A 21,269-nucleotide genomic window follows, 5' to 3' on the forward strand; every position below is an offset into this window, starting at 1 on the left:
CAATAATTTTGAGACAAAATTAGTGAAAATATCGGAGTAATACCAATTTTTTTAGTAATTTTACCGAAAATTCTAAAATATACATGGAGAAACTGTTTCTTTTAGACGCCTACGCCCTTATCTACAGGTCGTACTACGCATTCATCAAGAATCCACGAATCAACTCGAAGGGGCTGAACACATCGGCTATCATAGGCTTTGTGAACACGCTCCAGGAAGTTATAGAGAAAGAGCAACCCAAATACCTGGGTGTGGCTTTCGACCCCCATGGACTGACCTTCCGCAGCGAGGCTTTCCCCGCCTATAAGGCACAACGCGAGGCCACACCCGAAGACATACGCAAGGCGGTGCCTATCATCAAAGACCTGCTAAAGGCCTACCGCATACCGGTGCTGCAGGTTGATGGTTTCGAGGCAGACGACGTGATCGGCACCTTGGCAAAAAAGGCCGATTCTATCGAAAACATCGAAACCTACATGCTGACACCTGATAAGGACTACGGACAGCTGGTGAGCGAGCGCACCAAGATATTCCGTCCGCGTCATGGTGGAGGCTACGAGGTGATGGGGCCAAAGGAGGTCTGCGAGAAATATGCCATCGAAAAGACCACACAGGTCATCGACCTGCTGGCACTGATGGGCGACTCTGCCGACAACTTCCCTGGTTGTCCGGGCGTGGGCGAGAAGACAGCAGCAAAGATCATTGCCGACTTTGGCAGTGTGGAACAGTTGCTGGCCAGAACCGACGAACTGAAAGGGGCATTGAAGAAAAAAGTGGAAGAACACGTGGACGACATCAAGATGAGCTACTTCCTGGCCACCATCCGCACCGACGTCCCCATCGAACTGAATCTCGACGAACTGCAACTGCAGCAACCCGACGAGGAAAAACTCAGCGAACTGTTCACCGAACTGGAGTTTAAAGCACTGACACAACGAGTTCTTAAAAAAGTTGAAAAGAAGCCAAAATCTAATAATTCGCAGCTTTCTCTCTTTGAAGAATTTGCCACCGACGATGCGGAAACGCCAAAATTTTCGAGTTTTGAGACCATTAAAACGGTGACTCATAATTACGAACTCGTTGAAAATGAGGAAGATTTAAAAAATCTATGTGATTTATTTAGGACAAAACAAATTCTTTGTCTAGACACAGAGACCACTTCGACCTCGGCCATCGACGCCGAATTAGTGGGTTTGAGCTTCGCCGTGACCGAACATGAGGCGTTTTATGTGCCCATTCCACCAAAACGTGAAGAAGCGTTGCGAATTGTTAATATATTCAAACCGCTCTATGAAGACACCTCCATTTTGAAAATAGGACAGAACCTGAAGTACGATTTAGAGGTGTTGCGCAACTATGACATTCATCTCGACGGACCGATGTGGGACACGATGATTGCTCACTACCTCATCCAACCGGAGTTGCATCATAACATGGACTACATGGCAGAGACACTGTTGAACTATCAAACTGTGCACATCGAAGAGCTGATAGGGCCAAAAGGGAAAAACCAACGCTCCATGCGCGAGCTGACTCCTCAGCAAATCTATGAGTATGCCTGCGAGGATGCCGACATCACACTGCAACTGAAAAACAAACTGGAGGTGGAACTGAAACAGCACCACTGCGAGGAACTGTTCTACGAGATAGAGATGCCACTGATGCCGGTACTGGCAGAGATGGAGATGAATGGCGTGTGTCTGGACACAAAATCCCTGCAAGAGACTGCCAAAGCACTGAACGAACGCATGAACACCATAGAGGCACGCATCTACGAACTGGCAGGACAACAGTTTAATATCGCTTCACCTAAACAGGTGGGCGAGATTCTGTTCGATAAACTAAAGATTGTAGAGAAGGCAAAGAAGACCAAGACGGGGCAATACGTGACCAGCGAAGAGGTGCTGCAACAGCTAAAGAATAAACACGAGATTGTGGCTGACATCTTGGAACACAGAGGGTTGAAAAAACTGATAGGCACCTATATCGAGGCTCTGCCAAAACTGATAAACCCACGTACAGGCCACATCCACACATCGTTCAACCAGACGGTGACCGCCACCGGACGCCTCTCTTCGTCGGATCCCAACCTGCAAAACATACCTATCAGAGGCGAAGATGGTAAGGAGATCAGAAAAGCCTTCATACCCGAACCCGGCTGCTTGTTCTTCTCTGCAGACTATAGCCAGATTGAGCTGCGCGTGATGGCACACCTGTCAAAAGACAAACACATGATTGAGGTGTTCCGGAAAGGAAAAGACCTCCATGCGGCCACAGCTGCCAACATTTATAAAAAGCCTATCGAAGAAGTAAGCCGCGACGAGCGAACAAAATCTAAACGTGCTAACTTCGGCATCATCTACGGCATCACCGTGTTTGGACTGGCAGAGCGACTGGACATCCCCCGTGAGGAAGCTAAGATGCTGATTGACGGCTACTTCGACACCTTCCCACAGGTGCATGATTATATGGAGAAATCAAAAGAGGTAGCCCGCGAGAAAGGGTACGTCACTACCCTCTTTGGCAGAAGACGTTATCTGCCCGACATCAACTCACAGAATGCCGTCGTGCGAGGCTTTGCCGAGCGCAATGCCATCAATGCCCCTATCCAGGGAACAGCCGCCGACATCATCAAAGTGGCAATGATTCACATTTTCCAGCGCTTCAAGACAGAAGGCATCAAGAGTAAGATGATACTGCAAGTACACGATGAACTGAACTTCAGCGTGTTTCCTGAAGAGAAAGAGCAAGTGGAACGCATCGTGTTGGAAGAGATGCAGAATGCCATGAGTCTCGATGTGCCACTGGTGGCCGACTCCGGCTTTGGAAAGAACTGGCTGGAAGCACACTAAGAGCATAAAAAAAGGCGCGATCATCAACTGAGGGCGCCTACTAATGAAAAAATAGTAATAATAAAGTATTAAACAGCTGGGATGTTAGCTAAACCTCCCAGAGAACCATGTTGTACGATAGACAACATGTTATTGTTTATGTTATCAATCAGCTCGTTGAGCTGTTGGCACAAAGACGGATTGATACGTTCGGTACGACCATAAATGGTCATTTGACGTTCGGCCTTCTCCAGATGACCATGGTTCCATTCCTCTACAATGCGCCACTCGCCATTCTCGCGGTCGTAGCATTTTCTGCTCCACGTCTTGTGTGGACGTCCATTGTCATCGAGCATCGCGCAAAACTTAAAATTACGCAACAGACCACATACTTCGCCAACAATATGACGTTGGTTGGCAACGAAAGAGAGCTTCGTTGATGACGGTTCATCCTTATCGCTGTTATCCTCAACCTGTTCGAAGTTGACTTTTCCATCGATAAGACCATTGAGGAAATTGACTGTGAGCTTCAGTTTCTTATCGTCGCTCCGATAGAAAAAGGTCCATAAGCCGTTCTTCAAACCATCAACAAAACTACCGCGAACCACACTTCGATGAATGTCGCCTGGACAACGATCAGAGTTCAAGCGAAATTCGAAAGGACCATCTAAGATTCGGGTCTCGTCAGAATCTAAATAATAAGAGTACGATGACTTCCCACCATAATAGGGGCCATCGTATAAGTAGTGCGTTCTTTTATTGGGGCTAAAAAACCGTTTTAGCCTCAATCTCAAATGATTGAACTGATTCATATCCTGTACTAAACTTTGGGTTATGGTTGCTTATACAATCTTTTCAGGGTGCAAAGTTAATACATTTATGCAACTTCTATGCAATAATTCCGTTAGCTTTAATTCTTATTGTAGCACTTTAACAATTATTCGTACCATGACAAAAAAGAATGAATTCTTTGTTTTTGTTCTCGCTTATTCGGCCACCTTTGACTTTCGTCTTAGGTACTGGCGCTCGACAAAAAAAGAATAAAATTCTTTGTTTTTGTTCTCGCTTATTCGTACCTTTGGCTGCGCCGAAGGTACTCTCGTTCGGAAAATTGCAAATAAATTTGCATTTTCGCTCACTTAATCGTACCTTTGCATCCAGAAATAAACGTTTATAGAAAAAAATGGCTTTAAAATGTGGTATTGTGGGACTGCCTAACGTGGGCAAGTCCACACTTTTTAACTGTCTGTCGAGCGCCAAGGCTCAGGCAGCAAATTTCCCTTTCTGTACGATAGAACCCAACGTAGGCGTTATTACCGTACCCGATGAACGACTGAACAAACTGGCAGAACTGGTACACCCAGGACGCATTGTGCCTGCCACCTGCGAGATTGTGGATATCGCCGGACTGGTGAAAGGTGCCTCCAAGGGTGAAGGTCTGGGCAACAAGTTCCTGGGCAACATCCGCGAGACCGATGCCATCATCCACGTGCTGCGCTGTTTTGAAGATGAGAACATCACACACGTTGACGGCTCCATTGATCCGATCCGCGACAAAGAGATTATTGACACCGAACTGCAACTGAAAGATCTGGAGACCATCGACTCGCGACTGGCTAAGACCGAGAAGGCTGCCGCTGCCGGGAATAAGGATGCCAAGGTCGAGGTGACGGTGCTGAGAGCTTATAAAGAGGTGCTGGAGCAGGGAAAGAATGCCCGCATTGTGGAGTTCGACAGCAAAGAGGAACAAGAGTGCGCCCGCAACCTGTTCCTGCTCACGTCAAAGCCCGTGCTCTATGTGTGCAACGTGGGCGAGGCTGATGCCAAGAGCGGCAACGACTACACCAAGAAGATAGAAGCTTTGGCCAAAGAAGAAGGTGCCGAGGCCATGGTGATTGCTGCCAAAACCGAAGAAGACATTGCCGAACTGGAGAGCTACGAGGACAAGCAGATGTTCCTGGAGGAGCTGGGCTTGGAGGAGAGCGGCGTGAACCGACTGATCAAGAAGGCTTATGCCCTGCTGAACCTGGAGACCTTTATCACCGCCGGCGAGATGGAGGTGAAGGCCTGGACCTACAAGAAGGGCTGGAAGGCACCACAGTGTGCCGGTGTCATCCACACCGATTTTGAGAAGGGCTTTATCCGCGCCGAGGTTATCAAGTATGAAGACTACCTGAAATATGGCTCAGAGGCTGCTGTACGCGAGGCTGGCAAGATGGGCGTTGAAGGCAAGGAATACGTGGTACAGGACGGCGATATCATGCACTTCAGATTTAACGTGTAACCACGATTAAGTAGTTTTTTATTTGAAGGAAGAAGTATGATGCGTGATCTTTTATACATTCTCTGGAACCCATCACTCGAAGCTTTCCACTTTGGACCTTTAGCCATTCGCTGGTACTCACTCTGCTGGCTGATTGGTCTGTTGCTGGCCTACTTCATGGTGAGATGGCTATACAAGAACCAGAAGATTGCCGAGGAGAAGTTCGAACCACTGTTCGTCTATTGCTTCCTGGGCATCCTGATCGGTGCCCGACTGGGGCACTGCATCTTCTACCAGCCCGACTACTATCTGACGTCGGTCAAGGGTTTTGTTGAGATGCTTCTGCCCATCCACTTCATGTATGATGGCAGTTGGAAGCTGACAGGCTACGAAGGACTGGCATCACATGGCGGCACGCTGGGATTGATGATTGCCCTTTGGTTGTATGTGAAGCACCACAAGGTGCCCCTGTGGCAGGTGCTCGACAACATCGCCATTGCTACAGGCATCACCGCCTGCTTCATTCGCTTGGGCAACCTGATGAACAGCGAGATTATTGGTAAGGTGACCGATATGCCATGGGCTTTCGTTTTCGAGCGTGTAGATGCCCTACCCCGCCACCCCGGACAGCTCTATGAGGCCATTGCCTATGCCCTACTCTTCCTGTTGATGGTCGTTTTGTATAAGAAGATGCCGCAACGTGTAGGCACAGGTTTCTATTTCGGCCTCTGTCTGACCTACATCTTCACCTTCCGCTTCTTCATAGAATACACCAAAGAGGTGCAGGAAGCCTTTGAGAACTCACTCCCCATCGACATGGGACAGATTCTCTCTATCCCCTTCATCATCATTGGCACGTATTGCATGGTGAAAAGCATTACTAAGTGAGAAGTGAGAGGTGCTTTTAACTGAGAACTGAGAGTTGAGAACTGAGAGGTATTACTAAGTGAGAAGTGAAAAGTGAGAGGTGAGAAGTATTATTAGTACTACTCACCTCTCATTATAATCAGAACCAGCAGGTCTAATCATACCTCTCAGTTCTCAACTCTCAGTTCTCAGTTAAAAGCAGTTCTCAGTTAAAAACTTAATCTCATTTTCCTGAGACTATCTTTTTGATTTCATTGAGCTTGTTGAGCGCCTCGAGCGGCGTCAGGTTGTTGACGTCGAGCCCCAGAATTTCGTCGCGCACCTGACAAAGCACGGGGTCGTCGAGCTGGAAGAAAGACAGTTGCATGCCCTCCCTGCTCTGAGCAATCTCGGCCGTAGGCTTGCCAGCGGCGCCCACCTGTGCGTTCTCGCTCTCCAGCTGTTTCAGTATGACGTTGGCGCGCTTCACGATGCTGCGTGGCATACCGGCAATCTCGGCCACATGAATACCGAAAGAGTGTTCACTGCCGCCACGTTCCAGCTTGCGCAGGAAGATGACCTTGCCATCCACCTCTTTCACACTGACATTATAGTTCTTGATGCGCGAAAAAGTCTTCTCCATCTCGTTCAGCTCGTGATAGTGGGTGGCAAAGAGCGTGCGTGCCTGTGACTTGGGATGTTCGTGCAGATACTCCACAATGGCCCAAGCAATAGAGATGCCGTCGTAGGTTGAGGTGCCACGACCCAACTCGTCGAACAAGACCAGCGAACGCGGCGTGGCATTGTTCAGGATGTTAGAGGCCTCTGTCATCTCGACCATAAAGGTTGATTCGCCCAGTGATATATTGTCGCTAGCACCCACACGGGTGAATATTTTGTCCACCAGACCGATTTTCGCGGCCTCTGCGGGCACAAAACAACCCACTTGGGCCAACAATACTATCAACGCCGTTTGACGCAACAGCGCCGATTTACCGGCCATATTTGGGCCCGTGATGATGACAATCTGCTGTCGTTCCTGGTCCAGGAGTATGTCGTTGGGCACATACTGTTCCTCTACAGGCAGCTGTGTTTCAATCACGGGATGGCGCCCCTGACGGATGTCTATCACGTCGCCATCGTCCACCACCGGACGGATGTAGCGATGCTCTTGCGCCGTCTTGGCAAAGCTGAGCAGACAGTCGATACGTGCCAAGATGGTGGCATTGGTCTGCACCTCTTGGATATAAGCCTGTACGGCCACAATCAGTTCGTTGAAGATGCGAGCCTCGAGCGAGAGAATCTTTTCTTCGGCACCCAGAATCTTCTCTTCGTATTCTTTCAGTTCCTGGGTGATATAGCGCTCGGCCTGAGCCAGCGTCTGCTTGCGCACCCACTCTTGTGGCACACGGTCTTTATACGTATTCCTGACCTCGAGATAATAGCCGAACACATTGTTATAACCTATCTTCAGCGACTGGATGCCTGTCTGTTCAGCCTCGCGGTTCTGTATCTGCAGCAAGTAGTCCTTGCCACTATAGGCAATGTGGCGCAGCTCGTCGAGCTCCTGGTTGACGCCATTGCGCACCACCCCACCCTTCTGCACCAGCTGTGGCGGGTCGCTGACAATCTCGCGCTCTATGCGGTCGCGAATATCGCGGCACTCGTTCATACGTTCACCCAACTGACGAATCACTTGGTTGTCGGCCTGCAGACAAGCCTGCTTGATAGGCTCCACAGCCTGTAGCGCACGCTTCAGCTGCACCATCTCACGAGGAGTCACTCGTCCTACGGCCACCTTCGAGATGATACGCTCCAGGTCGCCCACCTGTTGCAACTGTTCGTCGATCAGCTCGCGGAAGTACGGCTCGCGGAAGAAGTAATCCACGATGTCCAGTCGGCCCTCGATGGCTGCCTTCTCTTTCAGAGGGAACACCAGCCAACGGCGCAACATGCGTCCACCCATCGGCGACACAGTGCGGTCTATCACGTCGAGCAGCGAGCGTCCGCCCTCCTGCATGGTCTGTATGAGCTCCAGCGAACGGATGGTGAACTTGTCCAGTCGTACGTATTTATCCTCTTCGATGCGCGATATCTGCGTGATATGACCTATCTGCGTGTGCTGTGTCTGCTCCAGGTATTGCAGAATGGCACCAGCAGCCACCACGCCGCTGTGCAGATGATCCACGCCAAAACCCTTGAGCGACTTCACCTTGAAATGCTTCAAGAGCTTCTGCATGGCAAACTGCTCGGTAAAGACCCACTCGTCCATCTCGAACGTCACATAGCGCACACCAAAGTAGCGCTCGAAGTCCTGACGTCGGTCGCGGTTGTAGAGCACCTCCTTAGGTTGTATGCTGGCCATCAGCTTCTCTACATAGTCGTAGGTGCCCTCTCCCGTCAGGTATTCGCCCGTAGAGATATCGAGGAAAGCCACGCCACAGGCCGACTTGCCGAAATGCACCGCACACAGGAAGTTGTTCTCCTTGTAGTTCAGCACATTGTCGCTCATAGCCACACCAGGAGTCACCAGCTCGGTGATGCCACGCTTTACCAGTTTCTTGGTGAGCTTAGGATCTTCCAGCTGGTCGCAGATAGCCACGCGCTTGCCGGCACGAATCAGCTTAGGAAGATACGTATCGAGTGCATGATGAGGAAAGCCAGCCATCTCGTCGCCCTTGCCACTATTGCCATTATTGCGCCTGGTCAGTGTGATGCCCAATATCTGTGAGGCCTCCACAGCATCGTCGCAATAAGTCTCGTAGAAGTCGCCACACCTAAAGAGCAGCAGCGCCTCGGGGTGCTGTGCTTTCAGGTCGAAGAACTGTTTCATCATCGGGGTCAGTTCCCCGTCTTTCTTTGCCATTCTTTTACTTTTATTATCGCAAAGCTATGCTTTTAGAATAGTAAAGTGCCACTATTCCACCTGTAAAGCTATGCTTTTCTCGTTGCAAAGTTACGTTTTTTTTCTGTAATAACAAAAAAAGCGAGGCAAAACCCATAGGTTCTTGCCTCGCCGATATAGGTATTATCAACGAATTACTTCACGAAGCACTTCTTGCCGTTGATGATGTACAGACCCTTCTGTACGCTCTTCACGCGCTGACCAGCGAGGTTGTAGATTACCTTCTTAGCACCTTCGTTCTTAATGTTGTTGATACCAGAGGTAGCACCATTGATGCTAACGATGTAGGAGTCTTTCAACTCAGGAGTAGTAACATTATTCTTTACATACTTCTGGAGTGAACCCTGAATAACTACCTCATCACCATCCTTGAGGGCTGTAATGTCGTCTTCACCGAAGTTCTTATTGTTAAAGAACTTACAACGGTAAACTGTCAGAGTGTTAGAACCATTCTTCTCAGCAGCAATAGTGAAAGTGGTATTTCCATAGAGAGAATTATCTTCAGTTTTACGATCGAAGGTAGGATCACCACCCACGACGAAGCCCTTCACCTGATAAGCTGCAGTCGTTGCATTATCATCAAGAGCATTGATGAGCTCCAATGCCTGTGCAACACCAATGAGCTCTACTTTTTGCTCTGTATCACCATTGACAGATACAACATATCCACTTGTAATCTCAGGGATAATCTCAACAGGATTAACGTCGGTCTTCTCATACTTCATCAGATTACCGAACAACACAACAGTATCTCCCTTCTTAAACAGACCTGTAGCAGCGTCCTTATTGCCAAGACCTTTCAAGTTGTAAGCCTTCAGAACATCTGTACCTTCAGCTGTATCAGCAATGGTAAAGGTTGCACTGCTATAGTTGATCTCAACTTCAGAAGTAGCAATACCCTTCACATAGTAAGTGAAATCAGTTGACTTACCCGTTTCAAGACCATTGATAATCTCCAAAGCACGAGCTACGGTGATAGCTGTCTCAGCTGTCTGACCCTCTGTGGGAACTTCAGGAATTATAGCATCGTCGTTGACAGCAATTGACTTAATACGCCAGTGACCAGCACCTTCAGGACGTGTGAACACAACCTCTGAAGCATCACCAGTCCAGTAACCGCCAGCTACATTATAAGTACCTACGTTTACAACATCTTCACTTTCAGGCTTGTTGATACCATCATAAACAATGACAATCTTCTTGATAGTGCCTTCCTTAGCGGCAATCGTCATAGTTCCATTAGCATACAAGCGAATACCAGTACCAACATTATAGTATTTACCGTTATTACCAGCACCACCAAAGGTCACGGTAAAGTCGCTACCATCGAATGGATCAGTATAGGCTACACCATTCTCAAGTCCTAATTCAGAAAACACGATTTTTCCCGCATTAGCATTCATGCCAACCATAGCCAACATGGCTACCAAAAACAAGCGTAATGTTTTAATCATAATTTTTCGTATCGTTTAAAGTTAATATTAAATGAATTTGTATGCAAAAGTAACTTTTTTATTTTAAAACAGCAAGGAATTCAAGCATTTATTTTTATTAAATAATGTGATTTGAAGTCATTTATTTGGAGAAAAGAATTATTCTCAGTAACTTTGCACACTTGAAAACATTAGGAAATAAAAGCAAAACAAAGATATGGAGTACAATTTCAGAGACATTGAGAAAAAATGGCAAAAGCGCTGGGTGGACAATGGCACCTATCGCGTAGTGGAAGATGAGAAAAAGAAGAAATTCTACGTTCTGAACATGTTCCCCTACCCCAGCGGCGCCGGTCTGCACGTCGGTCACCCTCTGGGCTACATCGCCAGCGACATCTATGCACGCTACAAGCGCCTGAAGGGATTCAACGTGCTGAACCCCATGGGATATGATGCCTATGGACTGCCCGCAGAGCAGTATGCCATCCAGACAGGTCAGCACCCCGCCATCACCACCGAACAGAATATCAACCGCTACCGCGAGCAGTTGGATAAGATTGGTTTCTCATTCGACTGGAGTCGCGAGGTACGCACCTGTGACCCAGGCTATTACCACTGGACACAGTGGGCTTTCCAGCGCATGTTCCGCTCCTACTACAGCAACTCCAGCAAGAAGGCTCAGCCCATCATCAAGCTCGTTGAGCATTTCGAACTGATGGGTACCAAGGACTGCAGCGCACAAGGCAGCGAAGAACTCCACTTCACGGCTGCCGAATGGGCAGGCTTCTCAGAAAAGAAGAAGCAGGAGGTACTGATGAACTACCGCATCGCCTATCTGGCCGAGACGATGGTGAACTGGTGTCCCGCACTGGGTACCGTGCTGGCCAACGACGAGGTTATCAACGGTGTCTCTGAACGTGGCGGCTATCCCGTAGAACAGAAAAAGATGCGCCAGTGGTGTCTGCGCGTTTCTGCCTATGCACAGCGTCTGCTCGACGGACTGGACACTATCGACTGGACCGACTCGCTGAAAGAGGCTCAGCGCAACTGGATTGGCCGTAGCGAAGGTACTGAGGTTGAATTCAACGTGGCCGACAGTGACAAGCACTTCACCATCTTCACCACCCGTGCCGACACCATGTTTGGCGTGACCTTCATGGTACTGGCTCCTGAGAGCGACCTGGTAGCTGAACTGACCACTGCCGAGCAGAAAGCGGCTGTCGATGAGTATCTGGCCTACGTGAAGAAGCGCACCGAGCGCGAACGCCAGATGGACCACAGCGTAACGGGTGTCTTCTCTGGTTCTTACGCCATCAACCCCTTCACAGGCGACAAAATTCCTGTGTGGATCTCTGAATACGTACTGGCCGGCTACGGCACAGGCGCCATCATGGCTGTGCCTGCCCACGACTCTCGTGACTATGCCTTTGCCAAGCACTTCAACCTGCCCATCATCCCCGTTATCGAGGGTGCCGACGTCAGCGAGGAGAGCTTCGATGCTAAGGACGGCATCATGTGCAACTCGGCCAGCGACCGATTCTCGCTCAACGGTCTCACCGTCAAAGAGGCCATCGCTGCCACCAAGAAATATGTCACCGAGCAGGGCTTGGGTCGCGTGAAGGTCAACTACCGTCTGCGCGATGCCATCTTCTCGCGTCAGCGCTATTGGGGCGAGCCATTCCCTGTTTACTATAAAGATGACATGCCCTACATGATTCCCAAGGAGTGTCTGCCCCTGGAACTGCCCGAGATTGACGAGTATAAACCCACCGAGACCGGTGAACCCCCATTGGGCCGCGCCCGCCAGTGGGCCTGGAACACAGAGACCAACAGTGTGGTCAATGTTTCCGACATTGACAATAAAACAGTCTTCCCCCTCGAGCTGAACACCATGCCCGGCTTTGCCGGCTCCAGCGCCTACTACCTGCGCTACATGGATCCCCACAACGACAAGGCGCTGACCGACAAGGAGAAAAACGAATACTGGCGCAATGTAGATCTCTATGTGGGAGGTAGCGAGCACGCCACTGGTCACCTCATCTACTCACGCTTCTGGGATAAGTTTCTCTACGACTCAGGCTACACCTGCGAGGACGAGCCTTTCAAGAAGTTGGTGAACCAGGGTATGATTCAGGGACGCTCTAACTTCGTCTATCGTATTGAGGACGAGGGTCAGGACAAGGGTAAGTTCGTGAGCCTGAACCTGCGTAAGAACTTCAAGGAGACCACACCTATCCACGTGGATGTGAACATCGTCAGCGCCGACGTGCTCGACATCGAGGCCTTCAAGGCTTGGCGCCCAGAGTACAACAATGCCGAGTTCATCCTCGAGGATGGCAAATATATCTGCGGCTGGGCAATAGAGAAGATGTCGAAGTCGATGTACAACGTGGTGAACCCCGACATGATTGTAGAGAAGTATGGTGCCGACACGCTACGTCTCTACGAGATGTTCCTCGGTCCTGTAGAGCAGTCGAAGCCTTGGGACACCAATGGTATCGACGGCTGCCACCGCTTCCTGAAGAAGTTCTGGAACCTCTTCCAGAATGGTTTCGAGGGCGAGGCCACTGCCGACAACCTGAAGTCGGTTCATAAGCTCATCAAGAAAGTCAGTCAGGACATCGAGCAATTCTCTTATAACACCGCCATCTCTGCCTTCATGATCTGCACCAACGAGCTGTCGCAGCAGAAATGCAAGAACAAGGAACTGCTCAAGACGCTCGTCATCCTCATTGCGCCTTTCGCACCCCACATGGCCGAAGAGCTTTGGGAGATGTTGGGCGAGCAGGGTAGCGTGTGCGATGCACAGTGGCCCGAATGGAACGAGCAGTACTTGGTGGAGAGCAGCGTGAAGATGGGTGTTGCCTTCAACGGCAAAACACGCTTCGAGATTCAGCTGGCTGCCGATGCCGACAATGCCTCCATCGAGGCAATGGTACGCAACGACGAGCGCACCGCCAAGTATGTGGAAGACAAGCAGATCGTAAAGGTTATCATCGTCCCTAAGCGTATGGTGAACATTGTTATCAAATAAATGACTATCAATCATAGAATCATTATGAAAGAGGTCCAGGATTATGTTGTCATAACCCTTGGCCTCTTTTTGTATGCCTTTGGTTTCACCTTCTTTCTCATGCCCTATGAGATTGTGACTGGAGGCGTATCGGGTATTGCTGCCATCATCGAATATGCCAGTGGTTTCCCAAACCAATACACTTATTTTCTCATCAACCTGGCACTGCTGGTAGTGGCGTTGAAGATCTTGGGATTGAAGTTTCTCATGAAGACCATCTATGCCATCATCGTTCTCACCTTCTTGTTGGGACTGATGAAAGAGCTGGTACCACGCGATGAGACAGGCGAGATGGTGAAGATACTGGGCGAGGGGCAGAACTTCATGTCGCTCATCATCGGCTGTATGATGACAGGTTCAGCGCTAGGCATCGTCTTTCTGAACAACGGCTCTACGGGTGGTTCCGACATCATTGCTGCCTCAGTCAACAAGTACTATAACATGTCGTTGGGCACCGTACTGTTCATTCTCGACTTCATGATTGTGGGCTCCTGTCTGTTCATCCCGCAGTTTGGCGACATACTCAACCGCACCCACATGATTGTCTTCGGCTTCTGTACGATGATGATCGAGAACTTCATGCTCGACTATATCTACAACCGTCGCCGCTCGTCGGTGCAGTTTCTCATCTTCTCGGAAAAATGGCAGGAGATAGCCAACGCTATCGGCACACGCATGGACCATGGCGTCACCATCCTCGACGGTCACGGCTGGTATTCGGGCAAGGAACGCAAGGTGCTGTGTATCCTGGCAAAGAAGAACGAGAGCACCGACATGTTCCGTCTGATCAAGATGATAGACCCCCATGCCTTTGTTTCGCAGAGTGCCGTCATCGGCGTCTTCGGCGAAGGTTTCGATGCCATCAAAGTGAAGACACCTGGCAGCACCTCCATTGATCCTACGGCGCCCAAAACCCCAAAACTGAAAGAATAAAATCAATATGAAGATCGTATTTGCCACCAACAACGAGCATAAGCTCAGCGAGATACGTCAGATTATAGACAATAGGGTAGAGATACTCTCACTGAAGGATATAGGCTGCGATGTGGATATTCCAGAGACTGGCGCCACACTCGAAGCCAACGCCCTGCAAAAGGCGCGCTATGTCTATGACCACTACCACATGAGCTGTTTTGCCGACGACACCGGTCTTGAGGTCGAGGCACTCGACGGTGCACCTGGTGTCTTCAGTGCCCGCTATGCCAACACCAAGAATCCTGAAGCAGAAAGTCACGACAGCGAGGCCAACATGACCCAGCTGCTCAAAGATTTAGCAGAAAATAACAATCGCAAGGCACGATTTCGCACCGTCATTGCGTTAATACTAAAAAAGGATGTCTGTCCCTGTGGCTGCACCAGCATTAAACAGGAATATCAGTTCGAGGGCATCGTCGATGGCGAGATCACCCGTGAGCGGAGTGGGGCAGAGGGCTTTGGCTACGATCCCATTTTCCGTCCCGAAGGCTACGACAAGACCTTTGCCGAACTTGGCATGGAGATCAAAAACACCATCAGCCATCGTGCCCGCGCCACCCAGAAGCTGGCAGACTTTCTGCAAAAGGTATAAGATGAGAAGAATCGTTGTTCTATTACTACTCGCCGTGTGCACACTCGTGTCACTACAGGCACAGGTAGGCTCGTGGCAGGCATATATGGCGTATCACGAACCCCAACAGATTGCGAAAGGTGGCAACAACCTCTATGTGCTGGCGTCCAACAGCTTGTATCACTACAACCTCAACGACCAAAGCATCACCACCTATGACAAGGTGACAGGACTCAGCGATACCTATATCACACATATTGCCTGGAACAACGACGCTCACAAGCTCATCATCATCTATCAGAACTCTAATATTGACCTTCTGGATGCCAATGGTAATATCACCAATATTGCGGCACTCTACAAGAAGTCTATGACCGACGATAAGACCATCGACAGCCTGACCATCGATGGCATCTACGCCTATCTCTATGCCCGCTTTGCCATTATCAAGGTCAACATGCAGCGTGGCGAGATCAGCGACACCTATCGTCCCAACCATCCGCAGTATCCCACCTCATTGCCCGTTCTTAAGACAGACGACTACGACACCTACCTGCCCGTGGTCAAGACCCTCCAACCTGGTGGTCCTAAGTACAACTACTTCTACAACATGCAGTTCATAGGCAATCGACTTTACACCGTGGGTGGCTATTACCTCTCCGGGGCCATGGATCTCCATCGACCAGGGACTGCACAGATATTACAAAACGATGAATGGCAAATTTTAGAAGATAATCTTCAGACTATCACGGGCTATTCATATTTAGACAACAACTGTTTTGCTGTTGACCCCTTTAATGAAAACCATATCTTTGTGGGTGGACGATGTGGATTATATGAGTTTCTGGATGGAAAACTATCAAAGTACTATAACAAAGACAATAGTCCGCTGAAGGGAGCTGTTGACCGAGGAAAACAATTAGGTAATTCCTATATACTCATCAACGGACTCAAGTTTGATAAAAATGGAAGTCTCTGGATACTTAATAGTCAAGCCGACCACGTTAATCTATTAGAACTGACAAAAGAAGGAGAGTGGGTTGATCATTATCAGCAGGAACTGACAAATGAGAACAATATAGGATTAACTGGTCTGTCAAATATGATGATAGATAGTCGCGGCTACCTATGGTTTGTCAATTCTAACTGGGAAAAACCTACTGTATTCTGTTATGACATCTGGCTTGACGGACTTAAATCCTATTATTCTTATTCCGTTAATGGTGAGAACTATTTCACCAATCAGGATGGTGTCAGCTACAACGTGTCTTATATCAATGCCATCAGCGAAGACCGCGACCATAACATTTGGTTGGGCACCGCCAAGGGACTCTTCATGATTGCCAGCGACGAAGTAGGGCAATCGAAAGTCACTTTCCAGCAAATCAAAGTGCCACGTAACGACGGCAGCAACTTTGCCGACTACCTGATGAATGGTGTCAACATCAGCTGTATGGCCATTGACGGCAGCAACCGCAAATGGATTGGTACCAATGGCAATGGTGTCTATCTGATCAGTGCCGACAATATGGAGCAGATACAACACTTCACCACCGAGAATAGCCCTTTGCTCAGCAATAATATCGAGTCGATAGCCATCGACCCCAACAGCGGCAAGGTGTACTTTGGAACCTTCAATGGCCTCTGTTCCTATGTCAGCGATGCCACCGAGCCAGCCGAAGAGATGGAGAAAGACGATGTCTATGCCTATCCCAACCCCGTAGAGCCCGGCTACACGGGTCTTATAACGGTTGTAGGCCTGTCTTTCGATGCCGACGTAAAGATACTCAGCCCCAGCGGCAAACTCGTCTCACAGGGCCGCTCTAACGGTGGCACCTACACCTGGGACGGCTGCGACCTTCATGGCAACCGTGTGGCCAGTGGCGTCTATATGGTGGCTGTGGCCACCAGCGACGGAAAGAGTGGGGTAGTGAGTAAGATAGCTATCGTCAGATAATCAAATAGTTATGCGCCTTTTAGTTTGTTTGTTCCTATCTTGCATAAGTACTTTCTGTTTTTCTCAATCCATAGAAACACTCAGAGAAACAGGTGCACCATTGATCATCATCACCACCACTGATAGTGTGATGCCACAGGCCGATGTGGCACTGCCACCAAATAGCAACTGGCCAAAAACTATTACTAACAACAACTACGTCACTGGCAGCATGATCATGCTGTCAAATAGCGACACTCTCTATGCCTCAGGCCCCTACGTAAAAGATTTATCTGGCATGAAAATAAAAAGAAGAGGCAACAGCACGGGCTTATATCTTGAACAACATCCCTACAAACTGAAACTGACCAAGAAAAAAGATTTACTCTTCAGGAATAATCCGGCAGATGACCATAAAGAATGGCTCCTTCTATCTCTATATACATGGAATACGATGATGACCGAAAAAGAGAGCAACATTATCAATATGACAGGAACCACCATTAGTCAGTGCTTAGAAAAGGAATGGACACCCGAATATATCTTTGTACATCTCATTCTCAACGGACAGTATCAGGGCATGTATTATCTCATGGAAGCGGTGGCAAGAGGTGAAAACAGAATTAACATCAGCAAAGAAGGATTCATCATCGAAGATGACACATTCTTCTGGAACGAGAACATATATACACACACTGATCAGCAACCAGACAACACCGCATGGACCTTTAAATATCCTGACGACAAAGATATTAGCAGCAATGAAATAGATTTCATTAATACCACCATCACCACCTTCGAACAGGCACTTCACAGACAGGAGGATATTTCAACACTCATAGACATAGAATCATGGGCTAAATGGATACTTATCCACGATATCCTTGGCACAGACGATGTCTTGGGTTGCAATAAGTTCTACTCTATCTATAACCAAACAGACAATACCATCATCAAAACTGGACCTATATGGGACTACGACTCTTCTTTCAGAACCAAGATAGGGTGGAGCAACCTGCATCATTACGGCTACTATCAAAAACTTTTCCAGCGCACTGATTTTGTAAATGCCTATCTGCGACTGTGGAATAACATTAAACCATCCCTATATCACAACTATATCAGCCGGATGGAAAAGCTTAGGCAGCGCTTTGAATACATCTTCGATGAGTCAGTGAAACAACATCAAAAAGTATATCCGAATGAAGGCCGAAAGTTCTCATCACAGTATGATGAAATCAACTCGCTCGTGGCTCAACGAATCAATATCTTAACTCAACAAATAAATAACCTGACAAACAGCATTTACGATATTCCACAAAGCCAACAACCTACGTCAATCTACAACCTGAATGGACAACGCGTGCGTAAACCAACCCCAGGTATCTATATACGTAATGGACATAAATATATAGTGAAATAACTATATTGTCAATTCCTTATTATCTCATCAAAGTCGCGCTCTTCGCGGATGATGCGCTTGCGGTTCTCATCATACCGAGGCGACACAACATCACGCTCCGCTCTGTAATAAGGTGTTTTAACGCCCGCTAAGCGCAGCAGGGTGTGTCCGATAGCGTCTGTCATGTAGCGCTTGTCTTGAGCGGCCTGAATGGCCTTAAAATCGTCCTGATGGTGCTCACAATACTTAGGAGTGGCATAAATCCAGAAAGGAATAGAGAATTGCGACTTGATGTCGATAGGATTCCACGTCAAATTTCGTCCAAACACCTGACAGTCGTCATACACACGCTCGCCATGATCTGCCACAAACACGATGAGGGCATCCTTGTCCTTAAACTCATCGATGATGCGTTTGATGACATAGTCGTTATACAGAATGGCATTATCATAGTCGGCCAGTATCTGTAGGTCGGCTTCTTTCAAATCAGGACGGTCATAATCGGTCGCTGTAAAGCGCTGCCAACTCTCGGGATATCGCTCGTGGAAGTCGGCATGCAGTCCCATGAAATGGAATATCCACAGGTTATGCTGCGAGACTTTCTGCTTCAGTCGGCGATAGTCGTTCACCAGCCCGAGGTCGTAAGGATGAATCTCGTCGTTACGATAGTCAAATTGCGTGCTGCTCAGCAAGCGGTCGTTGATAAAAAGGTCCTCAACAAACGAGCTGTAGGATGCCCCACAGTCCATCACAAACTGATTACTGAGAAACGCCACCTGATAACCGGCATTGCGCATCAGCGTGGTGAAAAACGGATACTCATACCACTGTTGTCTGTCGCCCACGCAATACATCGAAAACATGCTCTGGAACGACTCGCATGTGGCGTTCCAACTGCTGATGGCATCACTAAACACTGCCAGTCTGCCAGTCGCCATCAGACTGTCTTGACTGGGTGTGGTAGGCAACTCATAACCATAAAGGTGAGAGTGGTATTTATTATAACTCTCGCCCAATATCAGCACGACATGTGGCGGTGCATCATCACCAAGGGTGGCCTCGCCCTTACCGGCATTCTCATGCAGCACCTCTATCACCTGTTTCATCTGCATGTTCTCTACCACAGCATCCAACAGTCGGTAGATAGGTACATAGAAGCCCGTTCGCGTGTCGTCATCGCCTATTTTCTCTTCTATGTCGATATCCTTCAGTCCCTCGATAATATTATAGTAGAGAATCTTCTTGTTCATGGTGCACGACCAGCCCGATATCAGTAGCAGCAACAGCAGACTGCCGCCTAAGGTTGCGCGTCGGGTCTGCATAAAACGACGGAAAACATGCTTCAGCTTTTCGCGCCAATCACGCTTAATGCCCACACATATATGTGCCGACAACAGCGCCACAATCAGCATCAGTGGCGACCACAACAGACTACGATCTGCATAACTGCCTATCGCCTCGGTGGTCTCGTTCACATTCGACTGCAGAGCCATCTGCAACAGAATGGGTACTATCGGTGAGTTGGTGCGATAGTAGAGCGCCATGTCAACCATGGCCGTCAGGTATAGAATAGGGTAGAGACACCCTTTCAACCCCCATTGCATCCATTTTGGCAGAGCACACAGCAGGGCACTCAGCACATACACGTCGAACAACAATTCAAAGAAGGACCAGAACCGGCTGCAACCGCCCCAGGGTTCAAACAGAATACACACAGCACCCAGCATATACATGAAGAGGAAGAACACCATTTCTTCCTCTACAGGTCTAAGTATATAGCCTAAAAACTTTTTTATAGCCTTCTTATTAACCATTCTTTAGCTCAACGCCAGCATCCTTTCAATGGGCTTCACAGCCTCTTTGGCTATCTCGGGTTCAATCTCTATCTGTGGCCACTCATACTTCAGGGTGTTGTAGATCTTGAGCAGCGTGTTCATCTTCATGTACTGACACTCGTTGCACGAACACTCCAGTCCACTCTCAGTGATCTCTGGTGGTACGGGGATGAACTCCTTGTCAGGACAGGTACGCTGCAGTTCATGCAGAATTCCGGCTTCTGTAGCCACGATAAACTGCTTGGCCTCACTGCTGCCCACATACTTCAGCATGTCGGCCGTAGAACCTTTAATATCGGCCATAGCCAGCACCGGACCCTTACATTCCAGATGTGCCATCACAACGGCATCGGGATATTGTGCCTTCAACTTCACAATGGCTGCTGCCGAGAAACGCTCGTGCACGTGACAACCGCCATTCCACAACAGCATCTTTCTGCCCGTCACCTCGTTGATATAGTTACCCAGGTTATAGTCGGGTCCAAAGATGATCTTAGCGTCCTTAGGCAACTGGTCCACCACCTTCTTGGCATTACCGCTGGTCACCACCACGTCGGTCAGAGCCTTCACGGCAGCCGTGGTGTTCACATAGCTCACCACCTGATAGCCCGGATGTTCCTCCTTGTATTTCTTCAGGTCGTCAGCCTTGCAGCTGTCAGCCAACGAGCATCCGGCATTCAGATCCGGACACAGCACCGTCTTCTCGGGCGACAGAAGTTTGCAGGTCTCAGCCATGAAGTGCACGCCACACATCACCATCATCTTGGCATCGGTCTCTGCGGCCTTGCGTGCCAGTGCCAGCGAATCGCCAACAAAGTCGGCTATGTCTTGTATGTCGCCAATGGTGTAATAGTGTGCCAGTATCACGGCATTTTTTTCCTTGCACAGACGGCGAATCTCTTGTTTCAAATCCGTTCCCTCAGCAACAGCTTCATCTATGAAGCCTTGTTCTGTCCACTCCTTTTTCAACATCTTATAATTATATTCTTTTTTTTCTTTCTTTTATTTAAAAATAGAAATGATAGGTATAATGTGCCGTTGATAAGTTGGTAATTATTTGCCACTTTCCTTGCTCATTTCGTTTTCCCCACGGAATAAACAGTTATACACACCTGCTGTTTGTTGTTTCTATTTGAGAATGAACAATATAGATGTATTATCCACAATTCCGTAATTCGGTGCAAAATTAATAAGTTTAT

Annotated in this window: 13 protein-coding genes; 8 read left to right on the top strand and 5 right to left on the bottom strand. The window is 48.6% G+C overall.

The window, feature by feature from the left end:
- The first annotated feature begins 83 nt into the window (after positions 1 to 83).
- Complete coding sequence (polA, locus tag L6472_RS13510; protein WP_237805988.1) at positions 84 to 2,852, top strand: DNA polymerase I; 2,769 nt, start codon at positions 84 to 86, stop codon at positions 2,850 to 2,852.
- Between the two features lie 68 nt (positions 2,853 to 2,920).
- Here polA and L6472_RS13515 read toward each other — a convergent pair whose 3' ends face one another.
- Entirely contained in the window at positions 2,921 to 3,478 is a 558-nt protein-coding gene (locus tag L6472_RS13515; protein WP_237805990.1) for a hypothetical protein, read from the bottom strand.
- Positions 3,479 to 4,014: 536 nt separating this feature from the next.
- Between L6472_RS13515 and ychF the strand changes: the two genes are divergently transcribed.
- Together ychF and lgt are read left to right on the top strand one after the other, a co-directional pair.
- The gene (ychF, locus tag L6472_RS13520; RefSeq protein WP_237805992.1) at positions 4,015 to 5,115 is read left to right on the top strand and encodes a redox-regulated ATPase YchF; all 1,101 of its coding nucleotides are present in this window, start codon (positions 4,015 to 4,017) and stop codon (positions 5,113 to 5,115) included.
- A 36-nt stretch (positions 5,116 to 5,151) separates the two neighbouring features.
- Positions 5,152 to 5,982: a prolipoprotein diacylglyceryl transferase gene (gene lgt / locus L6472_RS13525; protein ID WP_237805995.1), complete on the top strand. Its 831-nt coding sequence runs from the start codon at positions 5,152 to 5,154 to the stop codon at positions 5,980 to 5,982.
- 202 nt (positions 5,983 to 6,184) lie between these two features.
- Here the strand turns inward: lgt and mutS are convergent, their stop codons facing one another.
- Entirely contained in the window at positions 6,185 to 8,806 is a 2,622-nt protein-coding gene (mutS, locus tag L6472_RS13530) for a DNA mismatch repair protein MutS (RefSeq protein ID WP_237805997.1), read from the bottom strand.
- Positions 8,807 to 8,979: 173 nt separating this feature from the next.
- Complete coding sequence (locus L6472_RS13535; RefSeq protein ID WP_237805999.1) at positions 8,980 to 10,299, bottom strand: hypothetical protein; 1,320 nt, start codon at positions 10,297 to 10,299, stop codon at positions 8,980 to 8,982.
- Positions 10,300 to 10,495: 196 nt separating this feature from the next.
- Between L6472_RS13535 and leuS the strand changes: the two genes are divergently transcribed.
- The 5 genes from leuS to L6472_RS13560 all read left to right on the top strand — a co-directional run bounded on the left by leuS (position 10,496) and on the right by L6472_RS13560 (position 18,256).
- The gene (leuS, locus tag L6472_RS13540; RefSeq protein WP_237806001.1) at positions 10,496 to 13,312 is read left to right on the top strand and encodes a leucine--tRNA ligase; all 2,817 of its coding nucleotides are present in this window, start codon (positions 10,496 to 10,498) and stop codon (positions 13,310 to 13,312) included.
- Positions 13,313 to 14,284, top strand: a complete 972-nt coding sequence (locus L6472_RS13545) for a YitT family protein (RefSeq protein WP_237806003.1) — start codon at positions 13,313 to 13,315, stop codon at positions 14,282 to 14,284. It begins immediately after the preceding gene.
- Between the two features lie 7 nt (positions 14,285 to 14,291).
- Positions 14,292 to 14,918 (top strand): non-canonical purine NTP diphosphatase, encoded by a 627-nt coding sequence (locus tag L6472_RS13550; protein ID WP_237806005.1) that lies wholly within the window; start codon positions 14,292 to 14,294, stop codon positions 14,916 to 14,918.
- Between the two features lies 1 nt (position 14,919).
- A complete protein-coding gene (locus tag L6472_RS13555; protein ID WP_237806007.1) occupies positions 14,920 to 16,854 on the top strand; it encodes a two-component regulator propeller domain-containing protein in 1,935 nt (644 codons plus the stop codon).
- A 100-nt stretch (positions 16,855 to 16,954) separates the two neighbouring features.
- A complete protein-coding gene (locus L6472_RS13560; RefSeq protein WP_237806009.1) occupies positions 16,955 to 18,256 on the top strand; it encodes a CotH kinase family protein in 1,302 nt (433 codons plus the stop codon).
- An 8-nt stretch (positions 18,257 to 18,264) separates the two neighbouring features.
- On the opposite strand, the gene L6472_RS13565 is transcribed toward L6472_RS13560, so the two are convergent.
- Both L6472_RS13565 and nadA read right to left on the bottom strand, forming a co-directional pair.
- Positions 18,265 to 20,049, bottom strand: a complete 1,785-nt coding sequence (locus L6472_RS13565) for a phosphoethanolamine transferase (RefSeq protein WP_237806011.1) — start codon at positions 20,047 to 20,049, stop codon at positions 18,265 to 18,267.
- Between the two features lie 3 nt (positions 20,050 to 20,052).
- Positions 20,053 to 21,042 carry a quinolinate synthase NadA gene (nadA, locus tag L6472_RS13570; RefSeq protein ID WP_237806014.1) on the bottom strand — a complete coding sequence of 330 codons (990 nt, stop codon included), beginning with the start codon at positions 21,040 to 21,042 and terminating at the stop codon, positions 20,053 to 20,055.
- Between the last annotated feature and the right edge of the window lie 227 nt (positions 21,043 to 21,269).

The sequence above is a fragment of the Prevotella sp. E13-17 genome (genome assembly GCF_022024035.1).
Lineage (GTDB): Bacteria > Bacteroidota > Bacteroidia > Bacteroidales > Bacteroidaceae > Prevotella.

Excerpts from the sequence above, each read along its gene's own strand:
- polA (WP_237805988.1), top strand. The coding sequence starts at position 84 with ATGGAGAAACTGTTTCTTTTAGACGCCTACGCCCTTATCTACAGGTCG.
- ychF (WP_237805992.1), top strand. The coding sequence starts at position 4,015 with ATGGCTTTAAAATGTGGTATTGTGGGACTGCCTAACGTGGGCAAGTCC.
- lgt (WP_237805995.1), top strand. The coding sequence starts at position 5,152 with ATGATGCGTGATCTTTTATACATTCTCTGGAACCCATCACTCGAAGCT.
- mutS (WP_237805997.1), bottom strand. The coding sequence starts at position 8,806 with ATGGCAAAGAAAGACGGGGAACTGACCCCGATGATGAAACAGTTCTTC.
- L6472_RS13535 (WP_237805999.1), bottom strand. The coding sequence starts at position 10,299 with ATGATTAAAACATTACGCTTGTTTTTGGTAGCCATGTTGGCTATGGTT.
- leuS (WP_237806001.1), top strand. The coding sequence starts at position 10,496 with ATGGAGTACAATTTCAGAGACATTGAGAAAAAATGGCAAAAGCGCTGG.
- L6472_RS13545 (WP_237806003.1), top strand. The coding sequence starts at position 13,313 with ATGACTATCAATCATAGAATCATTATGAAAGAGGTCCAGGATTATGTT.
- L6472_RS13550 (WP_237806005.1), top strand. The coding sequence starts at position 14,292 with ATGAAGATCGTATTTGCCACCAACAACGAGCATAAGCTCAGCGAGATA.
- L6472_RS13555 (WP_237806007.1), top strand. The coding sequence starts at position 14,920 with ATGAGAAGAATCGTTGTTCTATTACTACTCGCCGTGTGCACACTCGTG.
- L6472_RS13565 (WP_237806011.1), bottom strand. The coding sequence starts at position 20,049 with ATGGTTAATAAGAAGGCTATAAAAAAGTTTTTAGGCTATATACTTAGA.
- nadA (WP_237806014.1), bottom strand. The coding sequence starts at position 21,042 with ATGTTGAAAAAGGAGTGGACAGAACAAGGCTTCATAGATGAAGCTGTT.